The 24,320-nt window shown below is 42.1% G+C and carries 20 protein-coding genes; 5 read left to right on the plus strand and 15 right to left on the minus strand.

The window, feature by feature from the left end; genetic code table 11:
- Nucleotides 1-31 precede the first annotated feature (31 nt).
- The 4 genes from L2703_RS06540 to rpoE form a co-directional block, all read right to left on the minus strand.
- Nucleotides 32-505 carry a SoxR reducing system RseC family protein gene (locus L2703_RS06540; RefSeq protein WP_248970405.1) on the minus strand — a complete coding sequence of 158 codons (474 nt, stop codon included), beginning with the start codon at nucleotides 503-505 and terminating at the stop codon, nucleotides 32-34.
- 375 nt (nucleotides 506-880) lie between these two features.
- A complete protein-coding gene (locus L2703_RS06545; protein ID WP_248970317.1) occupies nucleotides 881-1,813 on the minus strand; it encodes a MucB/RseB C-terminal domain-containing protein in 933 nt (310 codons plus the stop codon).
- Between the two features lie 40 nt (nucleotides 1,814-1,853).
- Nucleotides 1,854-2,465, minus strand: coding sequence for a sigma-E factor negative regulatory protein (locus L2703_RS06550; RefSeq protein WP_248970318.1), 612 nt, complete (start codon nucleotides 2,463-2,465; stop codon nucleotides 1,854-1,856).
- Between the two features lie 26 nt (nucleotides 2,466-2,491).
- Nucleotides 2,492-3,070: an RNA polymerase sigma factor RpoE gene (rpoE, locus tag L2703_RS06555; protein ID WP_160053050.1), complete on the minus strand. Its 579-nt coding sequence runs from the start codon at nucleotides 3,068-3,070 to the stop codon at nucleotides 2,492-2,494.
- Nucleotides 3,071-3,304: 234 nt separating this feature from the next.
- Here rpoE and nadB point away from each other — a divergent pair, with 234 nt between their 5' ends.
- Nucleotides 3,305-4,921: an L-aspartate oxidase gene (gene nadB, locus L2703_RS06560; RefSeq protein ID WP_248970319.1), complete on the plus strand. Its 1,617-nt coding sequence runs from the start codon at nucleotides 3,305-3,307 to the stop codon at nucleotides 4,919-4,921.
- Here nadB and L2703_RS06565 read toward each other — a convergent pair.
- The 5 genes from L2703_RS06565 to nhaA all read right to left on the minus strand — a co-directional run bounded on the left by L2703_RS06565 (nucleotide 4,918) and on the right by nhaA (nucleotide 8,408).
- Complete coding sequence (locus L2703_RS06565) at nucleotides 4,918-5,484, minus strand: protein YgfX (RefSeq protein WP_346347544.1); 567 nt, start codon at nucleotides 5,482-5,484, stop codon at nucleotides 4,918-4,920. The two genes, nadB and L2703_RS06565, sit on opposite strands and share 4 nt — an antisense overlap.
- A complete protein-coding gene (locus L2703_RS06570) occupies nucleotides 5,381-5,629 on the minus strand; it encodes an FAD assembly factor SdhE (RefSeq protein WP_248970406.1) in 249 nt (82 codons plus the stop codon). The genes L2703_RS06565 and L2703_RS06570 overlap by 104 nt, the downstream gene beginning before the upstream one ends.
- 18 nt (nucleotides 5,630-5,647) lie before the next feature.
- The gene (gene nhaR, locus L2703_RS06575; protein ID WP_248970321.1) at nucleotides 5,648-6,571 is read right to left on the minus strand and encodes a transcriptional activator NhaR; all 924 of its coding nucleotides are present in this window, start codon (nucleotides 6,569-6,571) and stop codon (nucleotides 5,648-5,650) included.
- A gap of 279 nt (nucleotides 6,572-6,850) precedes the next feature.
- Nucleotides 6,851-7,237: a hypothetical protein gene (locus tag L2703_RS06580; protein ID WP_248970322.1), complete on the minus strand. Its 387-nt coding sequence runs from the start codon at nucleotides 7,235-7,237 to the stop codon at nucleotides 6,851-6,853.
- Nucleotides 7,224-8,408, minus strand: a complete 1,185-nt coding sequence (gene nhaA / locus L2703_RS06585; protein WP_248970323.1) for a Na+/H+ antiporter NhaA — start codon at nucleotides 8,406-8,408, stop codon at nucleotides 7,224-7,226. The genes L2703_RS06580 and nhaA overlap by 14 nt, the downstream gene beginning before the upstream one ends.
- A 204-nt stretch (nucleotides 8,409-8,612) precedes the next feature.
- Between nhaA and L2703_RS06590 the strand changes: the two genes are divergently transcribed.
- Nucleotides 8,613-9,464 carry a thymidylate synthase gene (locus L2703_RS06590; RefSeq protein ID WP_248970324.1) on the plus strand — a complete coding sequence of 284 codons (852 nt, stop codon included), beginning with the start codon at nucleotides 8,613-8,615 and terminating at the stop codon, nucleotides 9,462-9,464.
- Between the two features lie 132 nt (nucleotides 9,465-9,596).
- Here L2703_RS06590 and L2703_RS06595 read toward each other — a convergent pair whose 3' ends face one another.
- The 3 genes from L2703_RS06595 to rppH are packed head-to-tail and all read right to left on the minus strand — an operon-like array spanning nucleotide 9,597 to nucleotide 13,232.
- Nucleotides 9,597-10,397 (minus strand): sulfite exporter TauE/SafE family protein, encoded by an 801-nt coding sequence (locus L2703_RS06595; protein WP_248970325.1) that lies wholly within the window; start codon nucleotides 10,395-10,397, stop codon nucleotides 9,597-9,599.
- 54 nt (nucleotides 10,398-10,451) lie between these two features.
- Nucleotides 10,452-12,689, minus strand: coding sequence for a phosphoenolpyruvate--protein phosphotransferase (ptsP, locus tag L2703_RS06600; RefSeq protein ID WP_248970326.1), 2,238 nt, complete (start codon nucleotides 12,687-12,689; stop codon nucleotides 10,452-10,454).
- A 24-nt stretch (nucleotides 12,690-12,713) separates the two neighbouring features.
- Entirely contained in the window at nucleotides 12,714-13,232 is a 519-nt protein-coding gene (gene rppH / locus L2703_RS06605; RefSeq protein ID WP_124017220.1) for an RNA pyrophosphohydrolase, read from the minus strand.
- 1,262 nt (nucleotides 13,233-14,494) lie between these two features.
- Here rppH and mutH point away from each other — a divergent pair.
- Complete coding sequence (gene mutH / locus L2703_RS06610; RefSeq protein ID WP_248970327.1) at nucleotides 14,495-15,163, plus strand: DNA mismatch repair endonuclease MutH; 669 nt, start codon at nucleotides 14,495-14,497, stop codon at nucleotides 15,161-15,163.
- A 232-nt stretch (nucleotides 15,164-15,395) separates the two neighbouring features.
- Complete coding sequence (locus tag L2703_RS06615; RefSeq protein ID WP_248970328.1) at nucleotides 15,396-16,421, plus strand: adenylate/guanylate cyclase domain-containing protein; 1,026 nt, start codon at nucleotides 15,396-15,398, stop codon at nucleotides 16,419-16,421.
- A 298-nt stretch (nucleotides 16,422-16,719) separates the two neighbouring features.
- On the opposite strand, the gene oxyR is transcribed toward L2703_RS06615, so the two are convergent.
- The 3 genes from oxyR to mnmL all read right to left on the minus strand — a co-directional run bounded on the left by oxyR (nucleotide 16,720) and on the right by mnmL (nucleotide 19,349).
- A complete protein-coding gene (oxyR, locus tag L2703_RS06620) occupies nucleotides 16,720-17,643 on the minus strand; it encodes a hydrogen peroxide-inducible genes transcriptional activator OxyR (RefSeq protein WP_248970329.1) in 924 nt (307 codons plus the stop codon).
- Between the two features lie 151 nt (nucleotides 17,644-17,794).
- On the minus strand, nucleotides 17,795-18,160 hold the full coding sequence (locus L2703_RS06625) for an Hpt domain-containing protein (RefSeq protein WP_248970330.1): 366 nt from the start codon (nucleotides 18,158-18,160) through the stop codon (nucleotides 17,795-17,797).
- Between the two features lie 223 nt (nucleotides 18,161-18,383).
- Nucleotides 18,384-19,349 carry a tRNA modification radical SAM protein MnmL/YtqA gene (gene mnmL, locus L2703_RS06630; protein WP_248970331.1) on the minus strand — a complete coding sequence of 322 codons (966 nt, stop codon included), beginning with the start codon at nucleotides 19,347-19,349 and terminating at the stop codon, nucleotides 18,384-18,386.
- A 520-nt stretch (nucleotides 19,350-19,869) separates the two neighbouring features.
- Here mnmL and gltB point away from each other — a divergent pair.
- On the plus strand, nucleotides 19,870-24,318 hold the full coding sequence (gene gltB, locus L2703_RS06635) for a glutamate synthase large subunit (RefSeq protein WP_248970332.1): 4,449 nt from the start codon (nucleotides 19,870-19,872) through the stop codon (nucleotides 24,316-24,318).
- The last annotated feature ends 2 nt before the right edge of the window (nucleotides 24,319-24,320 follow it).

A 24,320-nucleotide genomic window follows, 5' to 3' on the forward strand; every position in this document is an offset into this window, starting at 1 on the left:
TTTTACATTTCAGCACAAAGTCACCTATGAATTAGCCATGTTTAGCACTAATAACACCGACTTCTTGCCCTAAATAGGCAATAATCACTGGAGATGCCTCTCTTTCGAGCTCAATTGCGAAACGTTTGCCAATATACCAAGTTACAAAAGCACCTACGGCAGCCATTATCATTGAAAAGGCGTTAGCGTTTAGGTCTAAACCAGTTGCAAGCAGATGCCCCAAAACAGCAAAAACAAACAAGCCAAATAAAGGTAACAAGTACACCAGCGCCGCAGCTTTTAATATCACACTTTCTGGCAAACCTACCTTGAGTAAATCCCCTTCGCGACATGGTTTATCTGTTGGTAATGAAAAACGTTGAGTTTTCACTGAAAACGCTTTAGCGATGGTTGATGTTCCGCAGTTTTCACTACTTGCACAATGATTACAGGCACTTTTTAATTCAACCTCAACCGTTACCCAACCTTGTTGGCAGTCCACCACACGGGCAATCTCTTCCATCATTGATGATTCTGATTTTGTTGCTTGATGCATAAATTAAACCCATAACCACGACAGGCTGATATTTTAGCATAAAGTTAAATGACGCTGTATAGCGTAATGGATTGCCTGTTTGACACAATGACAAACTCGCTCAAAAACACGAAGGCAAAGCCAATAAACAGCACAAAAATTAAGGCTAAAGCATCAAACCAACACACTATACCAATCAGAATAAATAACTGTATCAAAGATTACATAGGAAAAATCGCTCTGCACAAGGCAGAAATTGCAGCGAGCCAGTTGTTCTGCCTTTAACATGTCTAACGAGGTTATAAGCAATGTTAACCAGTAAACATGATCACATTTTGTACTGATTGATATTAGCCTCTGTACTGATTATTTTAACACTAGGCTGTTTGCTATTCGCTCAAGAGTTTCAGAAGGCACTTTACCAATAGCCACAACCTCTAAGGTACCTACTTTAACCACCACCATAGATAAACCATTGCGGGTTAATAATTCATTTGGCAGTGGATTCTCTCCAGCACGGGCAACATACACTGAGATGTTAGCCAGTCCATCAGTTAACGCAATGTACTCTACAGGTTCGTGGATCCCAATGAGGCGATGATGGTCTCGCACCACCACATCAAACCCTTGCGGTAACCAAGTAAACTGCCAGTTTTTACCATCCGTTCGCTCTGCTTGATTAATGACTGCAGGCCAATCCTGTTTAGCCGCTTCAATTAAAATATTAGCGGGTTCAGAAAGCTCTATTAACTCAACCACCATGGTTTGCTCAAGCAATTGCTTGTCTTTGTTAATAGTGTCAAAGCGAAGTGGCAAATAGGTGTCCATGTCAATCCAGACTTGCGCATCATAACGATTTTCGTCATTGGCCAGTAAACGGATCATTTGTCCTGGACGCCCTGCAATACGACTTCTGCCGCCGATCACAAACTGATAGCCTTTTTCCAGCTGGCTGATATCACCTGCTAAAGCCGCAGGCCAGACTCCTTGTATACGTGGAGCGGTAACGCTATAAGGAGGTTGGTCATGTTCAATAAATGTCACTCGATTGCCAACTCTAACAGCATTTTTAGGTGGGCCATTGAGGTATTCAAGTAGAGCAATTTCTTGATTATCTACAATCCCGTGTATGTAGACTAAAGGTCGGATATGATCCGTTTGCAGTTGAATAATAGATACTTTGAATTGCTTCTCATGCAAAGCTTGACTCATGTTTTTAAGCCAAGCTTTTGCAGATAAATCATCTTCAGCGTATGTTGAAAAGGTAACGACTAACAGTGCTAGCAGGATAAGGCGCAAGCTAACTCCTAAGAATGATAAGGCAAGGTTTCGCTACGAATTAAGGCTTAATCGCAGCATCTTGATTGCTATTTTCGTCTACAACTACACCAGGATTCAAGCGTTGTTGCAACATGTGATCCTGAATGTAAGCATTAATACGACGACGTTGTTCAATCATTTGATCGTTAGAGTAATTTTGTTGGCTCTGCACAGCACCCGTTTGGTAGCTTACAGGCGACACGGTACCCACTAACGGACGAGTTGTTAATACTGGTAATGGCGACTCAGCATCATTACTTTGATTATAAGACTGCACACCGACAATCGCGACCATCGCAACCGTAGCCGCAATGGCATATTGGCCAAATTGTTTGAAAAATGGCACCACATTACTTGCTCGAGCTGGGCTTGAAGCCACTTGCTCTGTCGACTCTTTAAGCTGTGCTTTAGGCGCCATAATTGTCGGTTCAAGCTCAATAGCCGCCATGATGCTAGCTGAGAGGTCTAAGTCAATGGTCGCAGGCAGTTCGCCGCGCATCGTATCACCTATTATGTGATAACGTTGCCATTGTGCATGTGAATCAACGTCAGCAGAAAGTTGTGCCAACGTGCTTTCATCGGCTTCACCATCAACTGCTGCAGACACCCACTCTTGACTTGATTTAAGCATTGTTCACCTATTTAACGTTAAGGCAGTTACTTTTCCAGCAAAGGCTGGAGCTGTTTATCGATTGCTTCTCGAGCACGAAAGATACGTGATCTTACAGTCCCGACAGGACAATCCATGATATTGGCAATATCCTCATAACTCATACCGTCTAATTCTCTAAGCGATATCGCCATTTTTAACTCTTCAGGCAAGGTATCGAGCGTGTCAAAGATCACTTTACTCATTTGATCTTTCATCAATAAACGCTCAGGTGATGCAAACTCTTTTAATGCATCGCTACCTTCATAATATTCTGCATCTTCAACATCAACATCGTTTGCAGGAGCCCTGCGCCCTTGTGATGTAAGATGGTTTTTTGCGGTATTGACCGCAATACGGTACAACCAAGTATAAAATGCACTCTCACCACGAAAATTTGCTAACGCCCTATAGGCTTTAATAAAGGCTTCTTGTGTTACATCTTGAACATCCGCTTGGTTACGAATGTATCGAGAAATTAAACTCATCACTTTATTTTGATACTTTAGCACTAACAGGTTAAAAGCGTTTTTATCGCCTTGTTGTACTCGCTCAACTAATTGTTGATCACTATATTGTCCACTCATCCGAGCCGACTACTCCTAAATCTGTAATACTGATTTCTCAGTCGCTCGAATCCCGCTCATATAAGTAGACTCACTGATATGAAAAAAGTTCGATGTTGAATTAAAAAAAGTTAATTATTTTAAGATATAAATAAAATAACTCAGTAAAACCGCAATAAAACACGCTGTAAAAGTACCCAGCCTAGATAATTTGATTTACTATAATCAAACCACTTGTCCACACCATGATACCTGATGAAACAAGCAGTTGAACACCAATCTGACATTTTGGTCATCGGCAGCGGCGCTGCAGGACTGACTTTAGCATTACATCTAGCTGAAAAATCAAAAGTAATTCTTCTTTCAAAAGGGCCTTTATCCGAAGGTTCAACGTTATATGCCCAAGGTGGAATCGCATCTGTATTTGATGAAGGTGACACTATTGAGTCTCATGTTAGTGATACCTTAATCGCCGGTGCGGGGCTGTGTGATAAATCGGTTGTTACCTACACAGCTCAAAATGCAAAAAGTGCAATGCAATGGTTAATTAACTGTGGTGTCGCGTTTGATAAAGAAGAAACTCACAACGGTGATAATACCGATAACATGCCATATCACCTTACCCGTGAAGGCGGTCATAGCCATCGACGTATTTTACATTCAGCCGATGCAACAGGTAAAGCGGTACAAACCACATTACAAGAATGTGCTCTTGCACACCCTAATATTACGGTGCTCGAACGCTACAATGCCATTGATTTAATTACCACACGAAAATTAAACCGCCCAGGAAACAGAGTGCTTGGCGCATATGTATGGAACCGCGATCAAGAGCATGTTGAAACCGTTAAGGCAAAGTTTGTTGCATTAGCAACAGGTGGCAGTTCTAAAGTATACCAATACACTTCAAACCCTGATGTTGCCAGTGGTGACGGAATTGCCATGGCTTGGCGTGCAGGATGTCGGGTTGCTAATATGGAGTTTAATCAATTCCACCCAACCTGTTTATTTCATCCTAATGCTAAAAACTTTTTGCTCACTGAAGCATTACGTGGTGAAGGGGCTTATTTACGCCGCCCAGATGGTAGCCGTTTTATGCCCGACTTTGACGAACGTGCAGAGTTGGCACCACGGGATATTGTGGCGCGGGCAATAGACTACGAAATGAAGCGTCTTGGTGCAGATTGTGTGTATTTAGATATTAGCCACAAACCTGCTGACTTTATTATTAAACACTTTCCAACTATTTATCAGCGCTGTCTTGAGCTTGGGATAGATATCACTAAAGATCCTATTCCAGCAGTACCTGCCGCCCATTACACTTGTGGTGGCGTAATGACAGATCTGCATGGTCAAACCGACATTAACGGTTTATACGCCATAGGCGAAGTCGCTTATACCGGCTTACATGGCGCGAACCGTTTAGCCAGTAATTCACTATTAGAATGCTTAGTCTTTGCAAGGGCTGCCGCTCAGGATATCGAAAGCCAGCTGCATAAAATTGCCATGCCGTGTCCATTACCCGTTTGGGATGAAAGCAAAGTCTGTAACTCAGATGAAGAGGTTGTTATTGCCCATAACTGGCATGAGCTACGTCTCTTTATGTGGGATTATGTTGGCATTGTACGAACCGATAAGCGCTTAGAGCGCGCATTAAGACGTTGTTTGATGCTACAACAAGAAATTGAAGAGTATTATTCAAACTTTAGAGTCAGCAATAATTTACTGGAACTGCGTAATTTAGTGCAAGTGGCTGAGCTTATCATTCGTTGTGCCATGGATCGTAAAGAAAGCAGAGGCTTACATTACAATATCGATTACCCAGAGCAAATCGATAACCCTAAGCCAACCATTTTACAACCGAGCCGTTAAAGCACCGTTCGAGTTCGAAGCAATAACCGACACAGAGACCGATACTCTGTGTCGGTTAACATATCTTGCCATATACAAAGTAAACGATTCTCACCGGTGTCAATGTCTTGCAAGTATACAATACACAGTAATGGATTCACTACAGGTGGGCGACTAAACCCCATTTGGCAGACCCCGGTATCAGGGGCCGACACAGTCACATGCCCCTGATTATCTAAACCCAATACACAATGCCAGGCACTCAACAAACGCCAGCAATGCACTAATACCCCCATGGTAACCAAAATAAGTAACAATTTGATGACTTGATATAGTGTTAAGGTTGATATTGGCCAGGCTAAAAAACTGCACAACAAGATTGCAAATGCACACACTAAGGCCAATCGAGAAAACAATGAAGCACTCAATGCAAATTGATGCAAATGAGTGCTAAAAGAAGCAGTGGAACCCCCCGCCCCCTTAAGGTGCTGCTCGTCCACGAACGGTAACGACCATCTCAGCAAGTAACGGATCAGGGCATTGTTCGTGCCCCATAAACCAAGCAAACAGCTCGGGATCTTCACACTCTAATAGTCGGATAAATGTTTGTTTGTCTGTATCAGATAACCCTTCATATTGAGCTTCAACAAAAGGTTGAAACAAGACATCTAACTCAAGCATCCCACGACGGCATGCCCATCGTACACGGGCGATATTCATTAATTCCAACACAACTCTCCTAAAAAGCTACCCTAAACGATACTCAAAATCTTGAACTTGTTGATCTCGGCCAGCAAACAAATCACCAAAATCTGTGGCCAATAATGATTTAACGGCCGGATGTTGGATCATACGTTCTGCGAACATTACATGGTATTCTTCTTTTATGTCAGCTGTTTCGCCAAGCAAAACCATTCCTTGAGACAGTATATCATGACGGTAAATAGACGGTGCGACAAATATGCCACGATTAAAATAGCCAAATGCTTTCATCATTTCTGCATCGTCAAACTCACCTAAAATGCTCACATTAAGATTTTTCTCAGCAAACCATCGATGCAATTGCTGTCCAAGCGAGGTGCGCTTTCCAGGAATAAGTAACTTACTCTCTTCTAAACACGCAGGAAATGGTAATGACGAAGCTTCGGCAGCAAAAAAACTGATGCCACATTCACCTAACTTTTTTGACAAAATCTCAGGATATTTCAACGAACCGCCAGCACAATCAGATAAAATCATATCTAATTTATGTTCACGTAATCGTTCTATTAAGCTTTCATGGGTCGACTCGTAACATGCTAAATGCACTGAACCATCATTGGGAATTACCGTTAATAATACTCTACTAACAAGTGCTTTAGACAACGCATCAGCAATACCCACCTCAAAAAGCAATGAATTATCTTTTTGATAATTGAGTAAGTCGAGCATTTCATAACTGAGACTGAACATTTTGTCTGCGTAACGAAACACCAACTCACCTAATTCTGTGGCTTCCAAATTTCGCCCAACCCGCTTAAATAGCGCCCCCTTTAAACGATCCTCCAATGCACGGATCTGTCCCGTAATTGTTTGAGGAGCAAGACACAATGCTTCAGCAGCTTTGGTCACAGAACCTTTTTTTTGCACCATCCAAAAATAATACAGATGGTTATAATTTAAATGCTGCATGTCATTCAGATACCTAAAAAATAATGAGCTAATACCATCTGATTAACGCTAACCATTGACATAAAAAAACGCAACCATAAGGTTGCGTTAAAATGAAAAACTTTACATAACTCCAGCTCTGGTTAAGAGATGAATCAATAACCTTGATCGACCCACAGCCCCATACGATATATTGAAACTTGTAATTTACGCATCAATAGCTCGTCTATTGCAAGTAAAATTAACAACGTTATCAGCGCAACGAGCTGTTTGAAATGCATTTATTAACCAGAGTTGAGGTTATTTAGGTCTTGGACAATCCATTAAACTGGTGATGACAATTTCCAACTCATCACTATTGCTTACATTGTTTAATGACACTTGTTCTGTCAGCGCAGACACCACTTCTTCTTTATTCAAAATATGATTCGCGCAGTAGTTTATATTGGCTGTTTGATAGCGTTTACCAGCACGATACTTTAATGCTCGCGACTCATAGTTATTTGGATTAATGCGCTTTTTGGCCTGATTGTCGCGATACATCATAGCGCCATCAACCACACCTTCAAGATAACTTTGACAGGTTGCAGACTCAGATGATGTTAAACAAACATCAAACGAGTTTGCCGACGCTGGCATAACCAAAACACTGAGCAACAATCCTAGGGTTAATTTAATTAGTTTCATGGCTTCCTCCTGAATTAGGCAGTACTTTGGCTAACCAAAAATAACCAATCAGTGCTGCAAATAACGAACCTGTTAAAATACCTAACCTTGCATAATCACCAAATGCTGCAGGTGAATGTTCAAATGCTAATGAAGAAATAAACACCGACATAGTAAACCCAATACCACACATCACCGCAACAGGCATAATATGCTTCCAGCCAATGCCCGGTGGCAACTCAGCTAACTTCAGTTTTACTGCAACGTAGCTGAACAACAAGACCCCAACGGGTTTACCTAATATGAGCCCCATCATAATGCCAAGTGTAATGGGTTCTGCGAACGATTCGAGTGACATATTGGTTAATGACAATCCAGCGTTTGCAAATGCGAATACGGGTAATATTAAGAACGTACTCCACGGATGTAACTTATGTTCTAAATGCCCTGACGGTGAGGTACCATCTTTAGCCCGTAACGGGATACAAAATGCAATGATGACACCTGCTAATGTGGCATGTACACCAGACTTTAATACCGCGACCCACAACATAAAGCCAACAAGTGCATATGGGGTTATAGAGGTAATCCCTTTTCGGTTCAGCGCTACCATCAACACAATAGACACCGCAGCAATAATCAAACTGGCCATCGATAAGTCAGTGCTATAAAACAGCGCAATAATCACAATCACGCCCAAGTCATCAATAATAGCCAAGGCTAATAAAAATACCTTCAGCGCCACAGGCACACGATTACCAAGCAATGCCATAATACCTAGGGCAAAGGCGATATCTGTCGCGGCAGGGATAGCCCAACCCACTTGAGTTTCAGGGTTTGAATAATTAAACACCAGATAAAATAACGCGGGGAATAACATACCGCCAACTGCAGCAAAACTCGGTAAAGATGCTTTAGCCACACTCGACAATGCGCCTTCTAGCAACTCACGTTTAACTTCAAGTCCAATCAATAAAAAGAATAACGCCATTAGGCCATCATTAATCCAAAGTAATAATGGTTTGTTGATATCCAGTTCACCAACACGCAATTGCACTCCAGTGCTCAAGAAGCCCTGATACAAACTCGCTAATGGCGAATTAGCTAATAACATTGCCAAGGCCACGGCGACCATCAACAAAATGCCACCGGCAGACTCTTGACTTAAAAAGTTTCTAATTGCACGTTCCATATTGCACTCCTTTATAAACAATATATTGAGTCTACCTAAACCTGTAAAACAATAATAATCGATTCTTTCTACTACTTAACTCGGTATTTCCGAGGTATCTGTTGCTGTAGTGAGCAATTAAATTCCTTTAAATTTTAGCGGATAAAGATCTGAATCCATTGATTAGGTATAATCGCTAAAAGTACAAAAAGGAATTGAACCAAAATGAAACAATATTTAGATCTGTGCAAACGCATAGTCGATGAAGGCGAATGGGTTAATAATACCCGAACTAACAAAAAATGCCTTACGGTCATCAATGCCGATTTAGTTTACGATGTTGCTAACAACCAATTCCCGCTCGTCACCACACGTAAGAGCTTTTGGAAATCGGCAATTGCTGAAATCCTTGGTTACTTACGAGGTTATCAAAATGCAGCCGACTTTAGAGCCCTAGGCACCAAAACATGGGATGCCAACGCCAACGAAAACCAAGCTTGGCTAAATAACCCAAACCGCAAAGGTCATGACGATATGGGGCTTATATATGGTGCGCTTGGTCGTGCATTCCCAAAGCCGACTGGTGGCCATGTGGATTTGTTACAACAAATCGTGGATGATCTCAGTAACGGCATTGACAATCGTGGCGAAATTTTAACCTTTTACCATCCTGGTGCATTCGAACTTGGCTGTTTACGTCCTTGTATGTATGAGCATCATTTCTCGCTTCTTGGTGACACCTTATACCTAAACAGCACTCAACGCAGCTGTGATGTACCTTTAGGGTTAAACTTTAATATGGTGCAAGTGTATGTACTATTAGCATTAATGGCTCAAATAACCGGTCATAAACCGGGTAAGGCCTACCATAAAATAGTCAATGCGCACATTTATGAAGATCAACTCGCCCCAATGCGTGATATACAGCTAACCCGAGAGCCATTTGATTCACCCAAGTTAATTATCAACCCAGAGATAAAGAGCTTAAAAGACATTGAAACTTGGGTCACATTAGACGATTTTAGCGTTGAAGGTTATCAACACCATGACGCCATTCAGTACCCATTTGCCGTATAAATAGTCTTAAATAAACGCCCTGATAAATTACTTAGACGGGCGTTTTTATTTGGGTATGCAATGAATACATCGTTGAGCTGAGATATGCTGATTTATCAACGATCTAGAAATTCGCATTTACTTATTAAAACCTTAACTTAATAACAGTTTTAAGCCAACAACCACCAACAAGCAAGCAAAGATTTTTTTTAATACCGGGGTCGGCCAGACACTTGCGGCTTTGACGCCTAAAGGGGCACACAATATCGAGGTGATAATGATGCCGCATAACGCGGGTAAATAAATAAAGCCAACCGCACCTTCAGGTAAATCTGGGGCATCAAAGCCTGCTATGACATAACCGACAGTACCAGATATCGCAATAAACATACCTGTAACCGACGAAAACCCCACAGCCTGGCGCATTTGTAAACCACAGTAACTTAAAAAGGGCACCAACAATACACCACCGCCAATCCCCATCAAGCCTGCAATTAATGCGATAACAATAGAAACAGAAAATAGCACTGCAAATTGAGGGAGGTTATCACCTGTTTTAACTTTAAATGGAAATGCCATTTGTATTGCCATTAACACGACAAACACAGCAAAGGTTTGTTGTAAATCTTCAGATGATATTTGTTCAGACACAAAGGCAGAGGCCAATGACCCCAGCACAATTCCAGGCATAATGGGTTTAAACAACTCCCAGGGGACATTTCCACGCTTCTGGTGCGCTGTAGCGGATGACATCGAGGTTAAAATAATTGAAGCCAATGAGGTCGCAATGGCGACATGAGTGAGTTGAGCAACACTAACGCCAACTGACGGCAAGATATAAATTAACGCAGGTACAATGATAAGCCCACCACCAATACCAAGCAATCCAGCCAAAAACCCAACAATGGAGCCTAAAAACAAACAAATAATAAAAACCTGCAGCATACTATCCATAAAAAATACCCTTGATTAATCAGTGCTTCATATCATCGCGTTATAACGAGTATGTTATGGATTTATCAGATCATCTAAACCATTATTCTCAACAAAACTGCCCAATAAAGTACGCACTTGCTGTCCATTAGACTGCATCAATAACAGTGTCAGTAACTCAGATAAATCTTGTTGAGATACACGTCGTAAAATGTAGTTAATTCTGGCTAAACTCGCCTGGTTCATACTTAATTTACGATACCCCATTGCTACAAGCACTAAAGCGCCATAAGGCTCGCCCGCTAATTCACCACAAACACTGACATCGAGATCATATTGTTCACACTCATCGACAGCCAGTTTCAGCGCACGTAAAATACCTGGGTGGTAGCTGTCAAATAACGAACTCACACTCGGGTTATTACGATCAACCGCTAACAAATATTGGGTTAAGTCGTTACTGCCAACAGACACAAAATCGACTCGTTTTGCCACTTCCTGCAGTTGATACAGCAATACCGGCACTTCAAGCATGACACCAATTTTTGGCCTCACTAGCTCAAATGTGAGCTCTTGATTTAACTCAGTAAATGCTTGCTCAAGGTACACCAAGGTTTGATCGATTTCATCCAGGGTACTCACCATAGGTAACAGTATTTGTAATTGATGACCTTGACCGCCAGCCTGTAACATTGCTCGCAACTGCACTAAAAATAATTCAGGATGATCGAGCGACAAACGAATACCACGCCACCCTAAAAAAGGGTTATCTTCTTTAATCGGAAAATAAGGCAAAGGTTTGTCGCCACCCACGTCAAGGGTACGCATCACGACAGGCCTATCACCCGCCGCATTAAGCACTTTACGATAAACACTGATTTGCTCACTTTCACTCGGAAAACGTTGATGCAACATAAACGGAATTTCAGTGCGATATAACCCGATACCGTCGGCCCCTTCAGCTATTTCAGATGAAATACCACTTAACAAACCCGCATTTAAATACAAATGGATCCGTTGGCCGTCTGTGGTAATCGACGGCAAGCTGAGTTCAGCAGAAAATTGCTTTTGTTTTTCAACATCGGCATCAAGCAGCAACTGATATTCTTCAATAACCGCAGGAGAAGGAGAAACCAGTAATTGCCCACGAGTTGCATTAAGAACTAATAACTTCTTATCGATATCTGTCGACAAAATGTCTTCTGTACCAACAATGGCAGGCACACCTAAAGCACGCGCTAAAATGGCTGCATGGGCATTAACCCCACCGCGCTCAGTGACAATACCTGCCAGTTTTTGTCGTGGAAATTCTGCCAGCAAAGTAGCGTCAACTTCTTTGGCCACTAAAATCACAGGTTTGTCAGGATCAACCTCTAAGCGACCAGGCTCAATCAACTGACGCAATACTTTTTGACCCAGCTCGCGAATGTCGCTAGCACGCTCTTTTAAGTAAGGGTCTTCCATCGCTAAAAACTGTTCAATGTAGCGAAGAGATACACGGCTTACCGCAGATTCAGATTGCCATCCTAATGTCACTTCTCTGGCATACTCGCCACCCAAACTAGAATCATCAAGTAGCAATTTAAAGGCTGTAAAAATGGAGGCGACATCACCTGACTTTTCACGTTCAAAACGCTGAGATATCGTCGACAACATATCACTACAACGTTGCATTGCTTGCTTAAGCCGCATTAATTCGCTGTCAATATCGTCACAATGTCGTTGAGGTTGTTCTAGGGAGATCATGCCGCCCAACACCAAACCATGGGCAATAGCAATACCGCTGGAGGCTGTTACGCCATTAAACACGACTTGGTGTTGAACATTAGTCACTGCAGCTTTATGTTTAAGGCTTCTGACGACAACGGCGAGTTGGGCTGCCAAGGTCATTAAAAACGCTTCTTCGCTCTCACTAAATTGTCTTGCTTCGGGTTGTTGCACCACAATAACGCCAACAACCAATTTTTGAAAAATGATCGGCACAGCTAAAAAGGCTCGATATTCTTCTTCTGCCGCTTCGGGGAATAATTTAAAACGAGGATGAATGCGGGCATCAGCAAGGTTAATAGGTTCTTCACGTTGAGCAACTAACCCCACTAAGCCTTCGCTCAATGGCATACTCACACGACCCACGGCTGATTTTTCGAGCCCTTCTGTAGCAGACAACACAAGGTTTTGTTGTTCAAGGATATAAATAGAACAGCAATGGGTTGCCATGGCAATCCGAGTTTGCGCCACTAAAATATTTAATGCACTCTCCAAGCTATTTGCTCTAGCAACAGCCTGGGTAATATCCCTGAGCATATTTAACACTGTTCCAACCCTCTATGAAATCAGTTAACTCCGTTGTTTGCTTCGTTTCTTACTGAATTCGCGCGTTTGCAGCGCTAATGTCGTCGATGCGAACTCTTTCATCACTTTTCTATATACATCGCGCTTAAAAGACACTACCTGACGTACAGGGTACCAATAACTGACCCAACGCCAATCATCGAATTCTGGATGACCTGAAGAATTCAAATTAATGGTGTTATCGTGACCTTTTAATTGTAGTAAAAACCATTTCTGTTTTTGGCCAATACAAACAGGCTTGCTCTCTTGGCGAACCAAACGCTTGGGCAAACGATAACGTAACCAAGATCGTGTGGATGTTAAAATTTGAACGTGTTCAGGTCTCAGTCCCACTTCTTCGTAAAGCTCACGATACATGGCTTCTTCAGCCGACTCGCCATCGTCTAACCCACCTTGTGGAAACTGCCATGAATGCTGACCAAAACGCCTAGCCCACATTACTTGTCCAAACTTATTACAGATAATGATGCCCACATTTGCGCGAAAGCCGTCGCTATCAATCACATGGACTCCAAAATTAACAAATTTTATATCGTCTGATTGTTTCACAAAGCATGCCTATCGGCAAACTTCTATTTAGCTTCAATCCAGACTAATAAGTAGAATAAGTAAACTAAAATCAGGAAATTGCGCACAAAATCGCCGTTACTATGGCCTGTATATTTTTGCTGGTTGAATTTTAGTCGAGTTAAAACGTGTTCATCGAGGCAAATGGATCAATGCCCAGTCAACTAAGCAACGCGGTATTTGCAAAGTGCCATTGAACAAAAAGTAACACATTTTTAGCCGAACAATACTGGCGGCGTTTGTTGGCCATTTTTACTGGGTTATCAAATTTCTACGTAAAATCAAGACACCTCAACGTCTTTGCCGCGCGGTTGTATATGTGTGTCATGGCCATCATTGGCAACAAAGCAACCTTGAAAAAACATCAGATGCTAGATTTACCGACAAGATGTAGCCATAAAGTAAACTGCCACAATGATTAGATTCAATTGTGGATAATTGAATAACCTCGTTAACACATAATATTTATCAACAGGAGAGATGAACGCAACTGTAGATTATCCACAAAATCTGTGGATATCTCTGTTCGAAACTTTGGTAAACCTTAATAACTGCATAAAAAACAGCAAATACTGTTTTTTTTGAACAGCACGGATAATCAAAATTAAACATTAAAAAACAAATATTTAAATATTTTCATAGTGTATGAAAATTATCGATCGACAAGATCGCACAAAAAACAAACAGCCACAAAAAAGTAGTACAACAGCTTAGACTCACAATCAAGTTATGCACAAATAACAAGACTTATTTTAAATAAAACGGCTAAAAAAGCGATTTTATTGCGTTGACTTGGCCTTTTTAATCAGTTAAAGGCATCGATTTATACAGTTATCCATTAAATCTGTGGATAACTGTGTGTGAAATACTAGGGAAAAAGGAGAGTAACTTGGGACAAACTAATAGACATGTAAACAATATAGATTTAACCCCTTTAAAAACAATGCATTAAATAATAAATAGTTCATTTAATTATACACGCCATCAAGGTGTGTGTTTTTTAATCAGCATTAATACTGTCACGATATTTGTCATTTTAGATCAATACTTGTTAGCATAATGCCCGCTAAATTACACACTATAACAAGTCATCTTATCCACTATTAACCCTAAACCGACCATGCACTTGAGGTTAATTGTTGGCCTTTGTTTGGTATACTATTCACCCACACCAATACCGTAAGGGTTTTCATTCGTCCATGGCTAAATCCCCTCCAAAAGACCTTAATGAGTTAATGCAAAGAGCAAACAATATGGCTGGGATCCGACTTGCTGATATTGCTTTTGATAACAATATATCGGTACCAGAACATCTAAGGCGCGATAAAGGCTGGGTTGGTCAATTAATCGAATCCGAACTGGGCGCATTGGCAGGATCTAAGCCACAACCTGACTTTATCCACCTTGGTGTCGAATTAAAAACGATCCCAATTGATCATAAAGGCAAACCACTTGAAACCACTTATGTCACCGTAGCCCCTTTAGTCAATATCCAAGGGCTCACATGGCAGGACAGCGTTGTGTTTCATAAGTTACAACACGTTTTGTGGGTACCAGTAGAAGGAGAACGTAGCATCCCAGTCGCAGAGCGACGTGTGGGAACCCCCATACTGTGGCAACCCAATGCCATTCAAGCACAACAACTCCAACAGGATTGGGAAGAGATAATGGAGTTAATTGCGCTTGGCAAAGTCGACAAAATAACCGCAAGACATGGAGAAGTACTGCAGTTAAGGCCCAAAGCAGCAAACAGCCACGCATTAACAGAAAGCATTGCAGAAGATGGCAGCATACAGTTATCAAACCCAAGAGGTTTCTATTTAAAAATTGAATTTACTCAGCAAATTTTAACCAATGCATTTGGCTAAATAATCAGGGCCTGCTGTAAAAGTAAGTTCCATAAAAATGACAAAAGTTTACGCAGGGGCACATTTTTCTGCACATCTCTTGATCTAAATCACAAATAAACTATCCCAATAGCGCCGTTCTTCTATAAACTACAGCGCTTATCACTCAACCATTCGGGCATCTAGATAACAAGTGAAAGCACGCCGTCAAACTCAAAAATTATTATTCGCTGTGTTTGCTTGGAGCGTCGCAATGGCGTCATTTGTTTTTTTTCGCTATTCACAATCAGCACAACTACCAGACTGGGCCATTAGTAATGCTGACTTAGCAACCCTTGCCATTTTCATGGGGTTTGTTTTTGGTGGATTGCATTGGATGTCAAACCTTATCGCCGATTTTAGTGCAATTAGCCGTCTGCCCTATTTGTTCTCTGTAGTGTTTAAAGGTTTATTCTTAATGCTCGGTGCCACCACTTTGGCCTACGTCACTCAATTTTTAAACATGTGGGCCATAGACAACCACATGGTGACATTAAGGCAAATGCTCAGTATTCACATCATTTACAGTCCGTCTTTTCAAGCCTTGGTGGTATACCTAGTGGTAGTGCGCGTCAGTTTGGCTTTTATTGAACAAATGGCACTTTTAGTCGGCCCAAAAGTCTTACTCAACATAGGATTGGGCAAATATCATAAGCCAAGATATGAGCATCAATTATTTTTATTTATTGATATGGTTTCATCAACCTCTCACGCCGAAACCCTAGGCGATTACAGATTTAGTCGCTTAATCCAAGATAGTTTTAGTATGTTAGCTGATACCGTTTCAGACAATGACGCTGAAATATACCGTTATATGGGCGATGCCGTTTTAATCCATTGGCCCTTAGATCAAGGAATAAAACACGACCGTTGTATGAATATTTATTTTGAATTTTGCCAACAGCTTAAATGGCAGAGTCATTATTTTGAGCAGCAGTATGGTTTTGTACCTAAGTTTAAGGCCGCAGCCCATTGCGGTCAGGTAGTGGCCGCAGTCGTAGGCGTACACAAGCAAGAAATCAGTTTCTTTAGTGACGTGTTAAATACCTTGGCCAGACTACAAGATCAATGTAATCCCTTGGGTCAGCGAATGTTGTTATCGGGGGATGTGGTACATCGATTAGAACAGCAAAATAGCCAGTATCAATTGACAGACCTAGGCCCAATTACCTTAAAAGGAAAACAACACCCAATTGAAGTATTTGGTGCTGCCCCCCTTAAACCAACATCATCTGCTTAGAACCCTATTCTTGATAAAAATACTGTGGTTATTTAGGGCCTGTTGATCTTTGCTGGTTGAATTTTGTTCGAGTTAAAAACGTTTTAATCGAGGCGAATGGATTGTAGCCTAGTCACCTAAGCAAAATCTGTTCAACAAAGAGTAAAACGTTTTTAGCCGAACCCTGTGGGCAGCGTTTGTTGGTCATTTTTACTGCGTTATCGACTTTTTATGTAGAATAACTACACCTCAAAGTCTCTGCCGCGCACTTGTATATGAGTAATGGCCAACAATTCGCTGCAAAAACAACCTTGAAAGGTCAACAGGCCCTGGGTAACTCTTGGGCTAATAATGTTTTTTGAATCGCTAAGCCTAACGTTCTAAAGGTCGAAATACGGCTAGTCGTTTGACGCCAAACCAAACCAATATCTCGGTAAGGTGCTTCACCGGGTGGGTCGATAGCAATTAAATCCGTATCATTTAAAATACCGGTATCTATCGCCATCTGCGGTAAAAAAGTCGTGCCTAATTTACTGTTCACCATTTGCACAAGCGTATGTAAACTCGTAGCAGCAAATGGATTAACCTTGGCACTGTCACCTAACTGGCAAGCGGTTATTGCATGGCCCGTAATACAATGTTCAGCTTGCAGTAAAAAGATACTTTCGTCTGGCATTTTCTGATAATCAATGGGCTGAACAACCCCCTCAGACAGCTCTTTATGCATCACCATTTTAAAGGGATCGATGCCCACTTTCATGCTGTGAAACCCATTTGTATCTACGGGCAATGCTAAGATTAATAAATCAAGTTCGCCCTTAGCGAGGGCATCCAAAAGACGCTCTGTGGTGTCTTCTTTTAGCAACAAACTTAATTTCGGATAGTCTTTCTGACACAGTTTAACCACCCGACTGAGCAAAAATGGCGCAATAGTTGGGATACAGCCTAAACGGATCTCACCCGTCATTGGCTCCCCTTGGTTTTTGACTAACTCAACTAAATCATCAACATTGGTTAAAATGTTGCGGGCACGCTCAACAACTTCTTCTCCAATGGCAGTGAACATAAACGATTTATGATCACGCTCAATAAGCTGATAGCCCAGTTGTTCTTCAAGGTTTTGAATGCCACTAGACAGCGTGGATTGGCTCACAAAACACATTTTGGCGGCACGATTGAAGTTTTGCTCTTGATGCAGATGCACCAAATAGTAAAGATTTTTAAGGCTTGGAAGGTTTTTCATGTAAGCGATTGCCCTTAGCTATGTTGATTCAAATAATGAATTAAATAAGGTCAAATAACAAGTCAATGATAATGATTACATGACAAACGCCCACAAAAAATGCCTCATAAAATGAGGCATTTTGGGTATACAAATAACAGCGTAATACTGATTAAGCCTTCGCTTCTAAGTACTCTTTTAATTGCTGTAAATCTTTAGCTGCATGCTCAACAATTTGGTTCAGCCAAGTTTTATGTTCAGCATCCCAATTGGCCTCTTCACTGTGTTGCAATAGCTGAGCAAATTGCTGAATGCGCTTTAAACCAACTGAACCTGCTGCGCCTTTGAACTTATGTGCTTCAGCACACAATGTTTCTTTGTCGCTCGCCTCATTTGCTTTAACCAGACTACTAACATATTCAGGCATTAACTGCTCAAATAACACGACGCTTTTTAATAAGGTGCCAGCACCAATGGCACTGATATATTGCTCAAGCGTATTGAGATCCAATATTGAGTCTAACTGCGTTGTGGCCATCGAGGTACCTCTAAAAAAATCTAGCTTTATAAAATTACGTTCATAATACCGAGTAAAATACCCTATGCAAGATTTGCTAATCAATCGGCCCACTTTTCTTTAAAATGACAACAACTTATTAACAACACTGTACCAGCGGCATTACCAATGTTTAAAAAAAACTCAATTTGACACTAATTGCTTCAAATAAGTGATAAAAACCGCAATCTAAAAGCTGTTAGCATCAAGCCATTTTACCAAAGCTAGCCAAAGCACTGCCTTGCCCACCGTATTCACGCAGTTCATCAACAATTGCCACTAAACCTTGCCAACGATATGCACACCAGTCTGGAGCAAGCAATATTGGTTTTTTTGCATAGGCGGTAACACGATGATAAATAACATGTTGAGGTGTGTGACGAATTAATGTTGCAGCAGCACAAGCGTATTCCTCTAAAGTCAGCAATGGCATTGACTTGTATCGCCACTGCTTTGCCATGGTGCTGCCTTCGACAATATGCAAAGGGTGCAGTTTTATGCCATCCACGCCAATGCCTAATACCGTTTGTAAACTATTAAAGTAATCTACGGTTGTTTCACCGGGTAAACCTAAAATCAAATGAGTACACACTTTGATCCCTCGAGATCGAGCCGCATTGACTGTCTTGCGGTACTCATTTAAATGATGGCCACGATTGATTCTTTTTAACGTTAATACGTTACTGGTTTGTAAACCAAGTTCTAGCCAGACATCTAAACCTTGTCGTTGATACCGAACCAGTAAATCGATCACCTCATTTGAGACGCAATCGGGGCGTGTACCTATGTGCAGCCCCACAATGTCCTTGTCCGCCACGGCCTGATCGTATTTAATTTTTAGCTGACTAAACTCATCGTATGTGCTTGTATAAGCTTGAAAATAGGCGATATATTTGTCACTTGCTACCTTAGATCTTGGTGAATGAGTCTTGTCGGTTGGGCGCGCATGAGCGCGTAACTTGCCCTCAGCAAGCTGAATTGAGATGGGTTGTTCAAGACCTTGTTGAGCACTAAAAGATGCGACATTACAAAAAGTACAGCCGCCCACCCCCAAAGTGCCATCTCGGTTAGGGCAAGTAAATTGAGCATCTATGGTGAGTTTTTTAATACGTTGACCATAACGAGCTTTGCAGTAGGCACCAAAAGTATTAACGTAATTATCTAAGCTCACATTACCCCCAAATATCGCTCGAAAGGGCGCATTTTAGAGAGCAGTTAAACGTCTGTCTTGGTGCTAAATCAATAAAATGTTCGAAAGAGTCAAGTATGCTAACGACTGGCGAGCGTTGGGCAAACACGTTTAAAACATTGCATGTTAATCACCAACACCTAAAAATGAATATTTACTCATTTAGATTAATTTTTTACCCAATAACTGTATTTGAAATAAAATTCACTATTTTTATTTCAAAAACAATTCTACACAATTGTTACAAAAAGGTAATCATTTGTTTGAATTATTTCTAAAATTGTTTTTATTCATAAGGTTATAGGTGCAAAACCACAGTTTACGTTAACGTTAACTTTGTGGGTTGCACGACATTTTTGGTAATTATATTTCAGTTTGTTGCATTTTTTTGGTTTGACCTTTATGCATTCTCAGTTTAATTTGAATGGTTCGGGTGCATATCTATGGAATGTTTCACATTTACCCCGAGTCGTATCCAGTAGAGGTTTAGGGGGTTTTTTGTATGAGCTTGTATCATCCCAGTTTTGAGCGTGACAATTGCGGATTTGGATTAATAGCACAAATGGACGGTGACGCCAGTCATCGCATTGTGCGTACCGCAATTCATGGTCTCGATCGAATGAAGCATCGTGGTGGTATTGCAGCTGACGGACGCACAGGTGATGGCTGTGGTTTATTAATGCAAATGCCTACTGCTTTCTTTGAAGCTATTGCAGCAGAAAACGATTGGCATTTAAGCCGAAAGTTTGCCGTTGGCATGCTGTTTCTCAGTCAAGACGAACAACGTGCTGACGAAGCTAAATTCATTTTAGAAAAAGAATTACAAAGAGAAACACTGAGTGTTGCAGGTTGGCGTAAAGTACCGGTTAATCCAGATGTTCTGGGGGAGATTGGCCGTGCAAGTTTGCCACAAATTTATCAGGTTCTGATCAACGCGCCTGTGGGGTGGCGTGAAAAAGATCTAGAACGTCGCCTATATATGGCACGTCGTCGTCTTGAGCAACAAATTACCGACGATAAAGATTTTTATGTCGCCAGCTTATCTGGCCAGGTGATTGTCTATAAAGGGTTAATGATGCCGGCAGACTTGCCTTCATTTTACACCGACCTTGCCGACATTCGCTTGAAGAGTGCGATTTGCTTATTTCATCAGCGCTTTTCTACCAATACATCGCCAAAATGGCCACTAGCGCAACCGTTCCGCTACTTAGCACACAACGGTGAAATCAATACCATTACGGGTAACCGTCAATGGGCACGCGCACGCGCCTACAAATTTAATTCACCGCTGCTACCCGACTTACAGCAAGCGGCGCCATTTGTGAACGAAACAGGTTCCGATTCATCGTCACTCGATAACATGCTAGAGATGTTGTTATCTGGTGGTATGGACTTATACCGCGCCATGCGTCTGCTTATTCCACCTGCGTGGCAATCAAACCCAGAAATGGACGATGAACTTAAAGCCTTTTATGACTTTAACTCAATGCACATGGAACCTTGGGATGGCCCAGCAGGTATTGTAATGACCAATGGTCGTCATGCCGCCTGCGCCGTTGACCGTAATGGTTTGCGTCCTTCGCGTTATGTGATCACTAAAGATCGTATTTTAACTTTAGCCTCCGAAGTCGGTATTTGGGATTATGCCGCTGACGAAGTGATAGAAAAAGGCCGTGTCGGTCCGGGTGAACTGCTCGTACTTGACACCGTCAATGGTCGTTTATATCAGTCATTTGAAATCGACAATGACTTAAAACGTCGTCATCCATACAAAGAATGGATGGCTAAAAACAGCCAAACCTTAATTCCAGCAGAGCAAATGCCAGCGGCTAAATTAGGCGCTAGTGGTTTTGATTCAAAAACATTATTGCAATACCAAAAGCAATTTGGTTTTACTCGGGAAGAGTTAGAACAAGTTATTTGGGTATTAGCAAGCCAAGGTGAAGAAGCAATCGGTTCTATGGGTGACGATACGCCTATGGCAGTATTGTCGAAAAAGTCACGCTCCTTGTATGACTATTTCCGTCAAAAATTTGCCCAGGTCACCAACCCGCCTATCGACCCATTACGTGAAAAACACGTTATGTCGTTAGCCACCTGTGTGGGACGTGAACAAAACCTCTTTAGCGAAACCACGGGTAACGCTTACCGAGTGATGTTTAACTCACCGATACTACTGTTTAGCGACTTTAACCAGCTACTCGGTTTAGACAGCACAAATTACCGTGCCAATACCGTTGATTTAAATTACGACACCAACGAAAGTCTAGAACAAGCCATTCATCGCATTACCGATGAAGCAGAGCGCCTAGCACGCAGTGGTACAACGCTATTAGTATTGTCTGACCGCGCTGTTGCACAAAATGCTCAAGTGATCCCTGCTGCGATGGCGGTTGGCGCGGTGCAAACCCGTTTAGTTGATAAAAGCCTTCGCTGCGACACCAACATTATTGTTGAAACTGCCTCTGCACGTGACCCACATCATTTTGCTGTGTTACTTGGTTTTGGCGCAACAGCCATTTACCCATACCTTGCGTATGAGTCGATTTCTGCAATGGCCAAATTACACCAAATAGAAGACGTGACCCCATTAATGCTTAACTTCCGTTACGGCATTGAAAAAGGCTTGCGTAAAATCATGTCTAAAATGGGCATCAGCACCGTTGGCTCTTACCGTTGTAGCCAACAGTTTGAAGCCGTTGGGCTTGCGCGTGACGTGATCGATTTATGCTTTAAAGGCGTGATAAGCCGTATTGAAGGTGTCAGCTTTGAACATATCGCAAACGATCAAAAGATCCTGCACACCGCCGCTTATCGTGCACACGTGCCATTGCCACAAGGTGGCTTACTGAAATACGTTGAGGGCGGCGAATACCATGCCTTTAACCCTGACGTAGTCAATACCTTACAAGCCTCACTTAAAAACCAAGACTATGCTGAGTACAAAAAGTTTGCTCGCTTAGTGGATGACCGTCCAGTGGCAACGTTGCGCGATTTGATTGGCATTAAAGGCCAATTAGAGGCTATCGACACTGCCAAGGTTGAAGGTCCAGAAACCTTGTACCCTCGCTTTGACAGTGCAGCCATGAGTATTGGTGCATTAAGCCCAGAAGCCCACGAAGCATTGGCGATTGCCATGAACCGTTTGGGTGGCCGCTCTAACTCAGGTGAAGGTGGAGAAGACGCAAGACGTTTTAACACCGAACGTAACTCAGCCATTAAACAAATTGCATCGGGTCGCTTTGGCGTTACCGCTCATTACCTTGTTAACGCTGATGTGCTGCAAATTAAAGTGGCTCAAGGTGCAAAACCTGGTGAAGGTGGTCAGTTACCCGGCCACAAAGTCAGTGTTGAAATCGCGGGCCTACGTCATGCTCGTCCTGGTGTGACCTTAATTTCTCCACCACCACATCACGACATATACTCAATTGAAGATTTAGCCCAGCTGATTTTCGATTTAAAACAGATCAATCCAAAAGCGCTTGTATCGGTAAAACTGGTTTCAGAGCCAGGCGTTGGTACTATTGCAACTGGTGTGGCAAAAGCCTATGCCGACATGATCACCATTTCTGGTTACGATGGCGGTACCGGCGCAAGCCCTATTACGTCAGTTAAATATGCCGGTTCTCCATGGGAGCTTGGTTTAGCTGAAGTGCATCAATCGCTAGTTGAAAATGGTCTACGTCATAAAATCCGCTTACAAGTAGATGGTGGTTTAAAAACCGGAACTGACGTGATTAAAGCAGCACTTCTTGGTGCCGAAAGCTTTGGTTTTGGAACTGTGCCTATGATTGCACTAGGTTGTAAATACTTACGTATTTGTCATTTAAACAACTGTGCAACTGGTGTGGCAACACAAGACAAAAACCTACGCGATAACCACTATCACGGTTTGCCTGAACGCGTCATGACATACTTTGAGTTTGTGGCTCAAGAAGTGCGTGAATGGATGGCAGCATTAGGTGTCAGTAAATTTGAAGACTTAGTAGGTCGTAGCGATTGGTTGCACGCAATTGAAGGACAAACCGATAAACAACGCGGTTTAGATCTAGCACCTATTTTGTATAAGCCGACAGTTAAGCCAAACTCAGGGTTGACATGGAAAGAGGTTAATCCTCCGTCTGATGTTGGCCAGCTAAACCAAACGTTATTGGCCGACTGCTCAGCTGCCATTGAAGCGGGTGAAGCGTATTCATATCAGTATACAATTAATAATACTGATCGCTCTGTTGGTGCTGCACTGTCTGGTTTTATCGCCACTAAAATTGGCGTAAAAGGCACAAAAGAGCCAATTAGCCTTGGATTTTCTGGTAGTGCGGGTCAAAGCTTTGGCGTGTGGAACAGCCCAGGACTTGAACTTAAACTCTGTGGCGATGCCAATGACTATGTTGGCAAAGGCATGTCTGGCGGTAAGATCGTTATCCATCCACCGATTGGTAGCCCGTTCCAAAGTGAGCGTAGTGCCATCATGGGTAATACCTGCTTGTATGGTGCTACCGGCGGTAAATTGTTTGCAGCAGGTCAAGCTGGCGAGCGTTTTGGCGTGCGTAACTCGGGCGCTATCGCTGTTGTTGAAGGTGTGGGTGATAACGGCTGTGAATACATGACCGGTGGCATCGTGGTTATTTTGGGTAAAACTGGGGTTAACTTTGGCGCCGGTATGACAGGTGGCTTTGCTTACGTGTTTGACCAATTTGGTCGCTTTAACCGCCGCGTTAATACTGAAATGGTTGATACGCAAAAAGTTGAGTCTACTATCCACCAGCAGCACTTAAAAGGCCTTATCGAAACTCACTACGCAGAAACCGGCAGTGAACATGCCCATATGATTTTAAGTGATTTTGAAAACTGGTTAGATTGTTTCGTACTGGTTAAACCAAAAAATATTGCCGTTGCTGACCTGCTTAAAATTGAGCAGAAGAGTCCGGAATTAGTTGTAAAGGCAGGATAATC

The sequence above is a fragment of the Shewanella basaltis genome, assembly GCF_023283885.1.
Taxonomy (GTDB): Bacteria; Pseudomonadota; Gammaproteobacteria; order Enterobacterales; family Shewanellaceae; genus Shewanella; species Shewanella basaltis.